Origin of the sequence: Methanobrevibacter ruminantium, assembly GCF_016294135.1 — an archaeon.
Taxonomy (GTDB): domain Archaea; phylum Methanobacteriota; class Methanobacteria; order Methanobacteriales; family Methanobacteriaceae; genus Methanobrevibacter; species Methanobrevibacter ruminantium_A.
In genome coordinates this window covers 1-9,247 of sequence record NZ_JAEDCO010000049.1, presented here as the reverse complement: position 1 = coordinate 9,247, position 9,247 = coordinate 1, and the positions used below count along the sequence as shown (strand labels likewise).

The 9,247-nt window shown below is 28.5% G+C and carries 4 protein-coding genes; all 4 read left to right on the top strand.

Annotated features, from left to right (window positions below):
• Window positions 1-189: 189 nt before the first annotated feature.
• The 4 genes from VW161_RS08190 to VW161_RS08175 all read left to right on the top strand — a co-directional run bounded on the left by VW161_RS08190 (window position 190) and on the right by VW161_RS08175 (window position 8,927).
• Entirely contained in the window at window positions 190-861 is a 672-nt protein-coding gene (locus tag VW161_RS08190) for an adhesin (RefSeq protein ID WP_325192905.1), read from the top strand.
• A gap of 91 nt (window positions 862-952) precedes the next feature.
• Window positions 953-2,194 carry a DUF6361 family protein gene (locus VW161_RS08185; protein WP_325192904.1) on the top strand — a complete coding sequence of 414 codons (1,242 nt, stop codon included), beginning with the start codon at window positions 953-955 and terminating at the stop codon, window positions 2,192-2,194.
• Complete coding sequence (locus VW161_RS08180) at window positions 2,195-4,015, top strand: phospholipase D family protein (protein ID WP_325192903.1); 1,821 nt, start codon at window positions 2,195-2,197, stop codon at window positions 4,013-4,015.
• 1 nt (window position 4,016) lies between these two features.
• A complete protein-coding gene (locus tag VW161_RS08175; RefSeq protein ID WP_325192902.1) occupies window positions 4,017-8,927 on the top strand; it encodes a DUF4268 domain-containing protein in 4,911 nt (1,636 codons plus the stop codon).
• Window positions 8,928-9,247: the final 320 nt, after the last annotated feature.

Here is a 9,247-nt window from a genome sequence, read left to right as displayed (position 1 = left end):
CTTATATCACATTGCCTACAGAGCAAGCGGGAATCCCGACTGTGAACTATGAAACCTATTGTTATGAGCCAATCAATACAACTTATGATTTGATGGATAAGTTTGTAGATGTAGTTGATAATTTAGAATTTTGATTTATGAAATAACTGAAATTAATTTTTAATAAATTTTTAAACGTGATGTGTAAATATGATTAAGAAAGATTATCCTCAAGAGCCTACAGATGAAGCAAAAGTGGATTCTTCATTATATGATGCAGAATTGATTGGAGAAAATGACTTGGGAACCGTTCATCTTCATGGTCCTTTTGGAAACACTGATTCAGATATTAAAATAGCTTATTTGATTGGTATGCATCCAATGGAGAGCAAGGCTCATAGAGGATTGTTTGATACAATAATTGAATGGGATAAAGAAGGCATTTTAAACTATTCCTATTATATTTACAATATAAATGTGGTTGGTGAGCTTGACGAGGAAACAGAAGGTCGTATGGATGGACAGCTTCTTGCTCAAGAGTTTGCAGCTCCACATATAATAAATAACAAGTATGATTTCTTTGCAGATATTCATAGCAATAAGGGTCTAAAAGGGCCTGGAACCTATGAAAAAACCAATTTCATCTTTGCTCCAGGATTTGATGATGAGTCAACTAATTTCCTCAATGTATTGTTGGATGAAATTGATGAGCTTGTTTATTATGCTCCCGAGTATAGGACAAGCCCTCCTTATATTACAATTCCAGTTGTAGAAAGTGGAATTCCAACAATTGTTTATGAAACTTATTCCTATGAACCTATGGAAAGAACTTATGATTTAAGTGAAAAATTAGTTAAGGCAATTGATAATTTGAAGTTCTGAGTTTAGATTTCCTCATTTTTATTTTTTTAAATAAATTTTATATATTTTTATAAATAGATTATTAATTACTTATTTTAAAAAGGGGCATTATATGGAATTGGGATGGATAGATTTTTCAAAATCAGAAAGAGATAAAATTTTGATTATTTTAGAAAATTTTAAAGAGCAAGGGGTTCTTGACGAATTGGGAATAGCACCTATTCGAGATGGATTTTCAGATTTATTTTTCCCTGGAACTTCAACAATTCAAACTCGTGCCAAATATTTTTTCATTGTTCCATATGCCCTAAAGGATTTGGAATTAAATAGTGAAAAAAGTTTTAGCCAATTGAAAAAGCAATTAGATGGTACTGAAGAGAAATGTGCTAGAAAATTATTGGATATTAATTTTCATGAAAGAGGAATAATTGGCAGAAGATCAATTGCATCTAATAAATGGCTTAAACGAACCCCTGCAAATATTTATTGGGCGGGTTTAAGAAGATATCAGATTTTTAAAGCTAAGATGTCCATAGATCAATATATTAAAATAATTGCTTTTCAAAAACAAAATAAATCAGACATTCTCAAATTAGGAAATCGGAATGATGAAAATGATGAGCAGGATGATAAAAATGCAGGTGTTAGTCAAAAAGTTCATTTATTAAACATCCCGTCTTATAATCCAAATTGGATAAATGAATTCAATATGAATTTAACCCCTGAAGAGGGCCAATTCTTAAAGAATCAAATTATTTCCAGTTGTAGAAATAGTATGATTGCTTATATTTTAAAGGAAAATATATATGAAGTTTTAGGGTGTAATTTTTTTAGGGATTTAGAAAGTATCATTGATAATTTTCCAGAAAAAATTCAAAATGATTTTTATATGGCAAAATCATTTTCTGAATTTGTATATGTTTTGAGAGTAATTTATAATTTAATTGTATCAGAAGAGGGGAATGAAAGGGCTAAAAAGGAATTTGCCCTATTAAAACCTAGATTGCCCAATATATCTAATGTAAATATTGAAGAGATCTTTTCTTCCTTAAGATTATATAATCCAAATCTAAAATCTTTTTTAATTAAATCTAGAGAATTAATGAAAGATAATGATGTTGAAGGTTTGAAAATTCTTATCAAATCAAGGGAAGTTTTTTTAAAAGGTGAAAATAGGTCAAAAACCACACATCCTGGGGAATTTGACAAGAATATATGGTTTGCTGGAGGATACCTTGATTATCGTTTTTATAATGCAAAGAATATTATCCTGGATATTTTTGAAAGTGAAACTCCTGATATTGTAAAAACCTATGTTTTAGAAGAAAATAATCGTGAAATGGAGGGGATCTAAATGTTAAATCCTAACAATAACCGTTTAGATTATGGTGAGATTCTATCTCCTCCTAATAATTATGAATTGGATTTTGCAATTGGCACCACCTATTCTCTAGATTTAGATGCTTTAGTAGGTGCAGCTATATCATTAGGCTTGTCAGAAGAAACAGATACAAATCTTAGGAATAATCCAATTTTTCTTTTAGAGGCATTGCGTACAACTGGAGATAAGATTATTCTATTCTGTGAAGGTGGACAGATTCATCTTCCAAATAAACCTAATCCTTTGTATATCTTACTTGAAGAAATAGTATTTCAGGTAAATAGTTCAACACGATTTGAAAATAAGAGATATTCTTCTTTTCATCCAAAATTCTGGTTGTTGCGTTATACTAATGAGGAAAATAATGTTCTATATAAGGTTGTTGTTTTAAGTAGAAATTTAACTTTTGATAGAAGTTGGGACATTAGTTTTGCTATGGATGGTTTTCTAAGGGATGAAAGAACAGATAAAAATAACCCCATTGCAGATTTCTTGAAATATTTAAACGATTACTCTAAAAATGATGAAAAAAGCTCAAAAATAGAGGATATTATTAATGAGTTATCATATGTTCATTTTGATTTGAATTCAAGAGATTTCTTTGATTTTGAGTTTATTCCAAATGGAATTGCTGATTATACTATTAGAAATTCTAATTTATTTAAAGATTTTGATGAACTCTTGATTATGTCCCCTTTTTTAAGCAAAACTTTAATTAGAGAGTTCAATGAACATATAAGAAATAAATCAAAAGCTTTCCTTTTTACAAGAGAAAATTCATTAAATGGATTAAATTATGAAGATTGTGGTAATTTTGAAATCTTTACATTAAAAGATCAAATTATTGATGGGGAATCCTCATTTTCTGAGGAGTTGGATGAAAGTTCAAATGGAGAGATCATTAAGCAGGATATTCATGCTAAAATGTTTATGGTAAGCCATGAGGATATTACAGATTTGTATTTAGGTTCTTTAAATGCAACTCATAATGCATTGTATGGCAATATTGAATTCATGGTTAAACTTAGAGCAAAGAGAAATAAATTAAATCTTAAATTATTGTCTGAAGGATTATTTGATGGTGAGGAAGGAGGTCCAAATAGTCCTTTCCAATTAGTTGATATAAATAATTTTGCCGATGAGAAAAAAGTCGCTGCAAATAATGATTTAAACTTAATTATAAAAACTATCAACAGATTAGATCCTAAAGCTTGCATTAAATTTAAAGAAAATTCATATAATATTTGGTTATGCTTTAATGATTTTAAAGAAGAACATATTTCAAAATTTAAAGATTTTGAAATTGAGATTAGGCCATTATTATCAAATAAAAAATTTATGTTTGAAAGAAAAATATGCTTTAAGAACATAGATAAAATCCGATTATCTGAATTTTTTGTCTTGTCTGTTAAAAATCTGAATGAAGAGGGTTCTGAAATTATTGAAAGAGTTATTAAAGTTCATACTACTGGACTTCCGGAAGATAGGGAAAAAGAGGTAATTTCTTCAGTTGTTAATGATAAAGAGGCTTTTATTAGATATGTTGCCTTTTTACTTGGAGATAAATATATTTTAAGCGTTATGGAAGCTGAAAGTGGATTTGGTTCCAATACATCTAACTTTGCTTTTAGGGTTCAATTGCCTGAATTATATGAAAAAATGTTAAAGGCTTCAGTTTATTCTCCTGAAAAATTTGAGGAATTGGAATTTTTAATTAAAACCCTTTCAGATGATGATGTAATTCCAGAAGGCTTTGAAGAACTTTATAATACTTTTAAACAGGTGGTTGATTAATATGAGTAGCATATTTAACCGCTTAGATGAGATTGAAGAAACTGTAATGGATGAATTAAAGGATTTTCAAAGAGCTACAGTTGAAAGAATAGATTATTTATACAGGCATGGTCAAAATCGTATTTTAGTTTCTGATGAAGTGGGGTTGGGCAAAACATTAGTTGCACGCGGAACCATTGCTAAATTTGCTAAATTAAGAAGAGATGAAGGGGATAATTTAGTAAAGGTAGTTTATATCTGTTCCAATGCAACAATTGCTGAACAAAACTTAGATAAGCTTCGGATTGTAAATGAATTAAGAGCTGAAAACACTCATACTTCAAGATTATCAATGCAACATTTGAATATTTTCAATCAAGAAAACGATCAGAATGTTTTAAATAGATATATTCAGCTTATCCCCTTAACTCCTGAAACTTCTTTTAAAGTTTCTAATTCTCAAGGGACAAGAGATGAAAGAGCATTAATGTTCGCTATTTTAAGAAGACTCCCCACTTTTAGAAATTGGAAAAAACAATTAGAAGAGATTTTTAGATTTGGAGTTCATTATTGGGAAGGCACTAGAAATTATTATGATGATCAAGTTAAATTATGTGATGAGAATTCTAATGGGGAATATGTCAAATATATGGTTGAAGAGGTCCATAAAAACTTAATTGAGATTAAATTCGGAGATAAAGATTTATTGTCATCTTTAAAAGATCTTTGCCGAAAAATTAAAAGAGAAGGTTTTGTTAAGAGGGATGCTAAGCCATTTATTGTAAGGCTTAGGATAATGTTTGCAGACATATCTTTAAATAAATTAGAGCCTGATCTAATCATTATGGATGAGTTCCAAAGATTTAAATATTTATTAAGTAGTGATAAGAATTCTGAAATGGATAGATTAGTTAATAAATTTTTCAATTCTGAGGATATGAGAATTCTGATGCTTTCCGCAACTCCTTATAAAATGTATTCAACATTAGATGAAATTGATGAAGAACAGATTGATGCACATTACTCTGAATTCTTTAATGTAATTGACTTTTTAAATGTGTGTAAAAAAGAAAGGATCAAATTCAGGGAAGTTTGGAGTAATTATTCCCTAGAGCTGAAAGAATTTAGCAAAGATAAAACCTCTTTTATTTCCGCAAAAACAAAGGCAGAAAATGCAATGTTTAAAAGCATATGCAGAACTGAAAGAATCACAGAGACTGAAGTTGTAGATATTGTAGATGATTTTGATGCAAATCATTCATTAAAAGTTTCTAAAGAAGACATTCAATCTTTTATGGATGCTCAAAAACTCTTGGATGAGATAGGGCTCAATAATAATGTGCCTATAGATTATGTTAAATCAAGCCCTTATTTAATGTCTTTTATGAAGAACTATCAATTAAAAAGAAGAATTGAAAGATATTTTAGAAACAATAAAAAAGATATTCCTAAAATGAAGAAATCTACTTTTTGGATAAATGAAAATTATATAAATCATTATAAAGAGATTTCACCTAATAATGCTCGTTTAAATGATCTGATGAGTCATGTATTAAAAGATAATGCTGAAAAATTGCTTTGGATACCTCCTGCTCAACCTTACTATCCTTCTGAAGGGGTTTTTGAAGGTATTGAAGATTTTTCAAAAACTTTAATATTCTCTTCTTGGGAAATGGTACCAAGAATGATATCCAGCATACTTTCTTATGAAGTTGAAAGAAAGACTATAGGTAAATTAGAAAATGAAAATCATGATATTAAATATTTTGCCAAAAACAGATATCCTTCCCCTAGATTGAATTTTAATTTAAATGATGATAAACCCGCACAAATGAGTTTGTTTTCTTTAATCTATCCATCTATATTTTTAATAGATGTTTATAATCCGATTGATTGTTTGAATAGGTCATTATCACTTAAGGAAATTGAAAAGGAAGTTAAATCAAAGATACAAAATAAATTAAATCAAATTCCTTCAAATGAAAATTCCCGTGAAGATGCAAGATGGTACTATTTGGCACCTTTGTTATTGGATAAACTCTATTCAAAAGATTTCGTTAAAATGTGGTTTGAAGGGATAGATCATTTCATTACTGAGGGGGTTTTTTATCAAAAAGGTTTCTTGAAACATTTTGAGTTATTGAAAAACCAATTTGATGAGTATTCTCTAAATCCTAAAGAATTGGGAAGAAAGCCTGATGATTTGATAGATATTTTATGTGATATGACTATTGCATCTCCCGCTATTTGCATATATCGAGCATATAGTAAAGAAGCTGTTGGGAAAAAAGTTTCTATTGATGATTTCGTTGAAATTGGATTAATTGATAATTCTCTTATCGCAAAAGGTGTAACTATTGATGATTTTATGGATGTTGATTTGATTGAAAAAAAATTAGCTAAAAGATTCTTATCAAAAAATTATTTAGTTAAAAAAGGATTAATTGATAAAAATTTAGCTGAAAACGGTATTTCTAGGAAAGATTTATATGAAAAACAATCCATAGTTCACTATTCTCACATTGCTACACAAGTTGCAAGAAGATTTTTAAATCGTATGAATACTCCAGAGTCAATTGCTGTCATTGATTTAATATTCAAACAAGGTTCTGAAGATGCATATTGGCAGAATTTATTAAAGTATTCTAAACAAGGTAATCTGCAGGCCGTATTTGATGAATATGTTCACTTATTGTCTAATGGCTTAGATGAAAACAATAAAGATAGAATTTTAATAATTAATCAAAAATTATTGAATTCTATGGAAATAAGGGCTGCTTCTTATGATTTTGATACTTATAAAAGTTTCTCATCAAGGATGAAAGGTAGGAATAAATCATCACCTTCTTTAAGGACTCATTTTTCAGTTTCATTCACTAAAGGAAAAAGTGATCAAAGAGATACAAATAGGAAGAAAACAGTTCGGGATGCATTTAATTCTCCTTTCAGGCCTTTTGTTTTAGCTTCAACTTCCATTGGTCAGGAAGGTCTTGATTTCCATAATTATTGTAGGCGAATTGTTCATTGGAATCTACCATCAAATCCTATTGATTTGGAACAGAGAGAAGGGAGGATCAATAGGTTCGAATGTTTAGCTATTCGTCAAAACGTAGCTAAGAGATATGGGAATCGCAAATTTGAAACTGATGATGTTTGGAAAGAATTGTTTGAAGAAGCAAGTAAAAGAGAAAAAGTTGGTGAATGTTCCGATTTGATTCCTTATTGGGGTTTAAAAGATTCTGAAGACATGGTTAAAATTGAAAGGATTGTCCCTATGTACCCATTTAGTAGAGATGAGATACGATATGATAGATTAATTAAGATATTGTCATTGTATCGTTTAACTTTAGGTCAATCAAGACAAGAGCAAATATTAGAAAATATTTTCAATGATTTGGATAATGATGAAAATAATCAGACTATTGAAGATATTCAAGGTTTATTCATTAATTTAAGTCCTTATTATAAAAAAGATATTGAAGATTTTGAAATAGATTGTGAGGAAATTAAAGAAGATAAAGGTGAAGGAGAAGAGGAGACTATAGAAAATACTGGAGATTTAACTGAGCCAGTTGATGAGGATAGTCCTGAAGATTTAAGTAAAGATAACTATCCTAATGATTTTGAGGGGTTAGAATTAATTACTGATGATTTCGATGAAAGTAAAGAAGTTAGTGATGAAATAGATGATGATTTAAATGAGTTGGAAAATGAAATTGATGAAAATTATTCTCAAGAACTAGGGGCTGATGAAGATATGGATATCAAAATTAGGTATTGTTTTAATTGTGGTTCGGAATTAGTAATAAAAGGGGCTAAATTTTGTCATAATTGCGGCCAGGATTTAAGAGTTGAAAATTTAGATTTGAATGTAGGTTTAACTGTTGAATCATCAAAGTCTGATAACTCTATAAATGAAACTGGAGATGAAAATTATGATGAGATAGTTGATAAGAGTAGGGAGTATGGTTTTTTTATAAGGCCTGAAATTATGGATATAACTACTAATGATTTGGATGAAATAAGTAAGATATCTGAAGATTCTAATGAGTTAAATGTTGATTTATCTTCATATTGGGAAAAAGTTAAAACATTAATTGATGAGAATAATCTTTTTAATACCTCTGTTTATAATTGGGAAGCTAAAACTTGTTGGATTCCGATTGAAGGGGTGATTTTGGATTTGGCACGTATTGAAATGTTGGTTCATGAAGGGTTTATTCATGTAATGATTTATAGTCCTGCACATAATGGAGATAAAGCTTTATTCCATTACTTAAAGGTCTTTAGGAAACAAATCGAAGAGGAATTAGGTTTTGCACTTAATTGGCTTGAAAAAGTTGATGGGAATAGATTTAGTATTAATGTTTATGTTCCTATAAATATTAACAATGAAGATTTATGGGAAGATGCAATAAATTGGCACATATTCATGGCTAAGCGATTTGATGATGTATTTTCAGATAGAATAAGGGATTACTATGATAACAACCCTTTTAAATTTGATGATAGTTTACGTACAAATTATTGGGAAAAATTAACTAATGAGTTAAATAAAACTAATCTTGTTTCAATGGAAGTTCCACATCCTGATCCTTATTATAGGATTCTTTTAGATAATATTCCTATTTCTGATTCCCGTATAGAATTGCATGCATATTATAATAAGAGGATTATTAAAGTTTCACTTATTATAGAACGACATGAAAAAGGATTATATAATTATTTAAAAAGAGAAAGAAAAATTATTGAGGGGGAGTTAGGCTTTAAATTAAATTGGCTCAGTCAATGGAATTTTAGAATAACTGTTGAAAATAATATAAGTATTAAGGATTCTAATAATTGGCAAGATGCAATTAATTGGCATTTATCAACTGCTAAAAAATTTAAAAAAGTTTTTGATCCAAAAATCAAAGAATTTTTTAATCAATAGGTAGTTTAACAATATTCTTTTTTCTCCCCTATTTTTCACAAAAATTTTTCTTTCATTATATTAATTTTACCTATTATTAAAATATGGTTGTATATGACAAAACTATTTTTAATTAATCATTATTTCAATTAAATTAATTCAAATTCTTTTTTTATTTATTATTAATTCAATAATCTACATAAACTAATTAATTATCATAAAAGTAGTTAAAAATAGTAAAGAATATAGTAAAAAATTTTAAGTTAGATAAAAATAGTTATTAGATAAAAATTTTAAAAAAAGAGTTACATATTTTCTAAACATTCCATCTTCAAGACTCT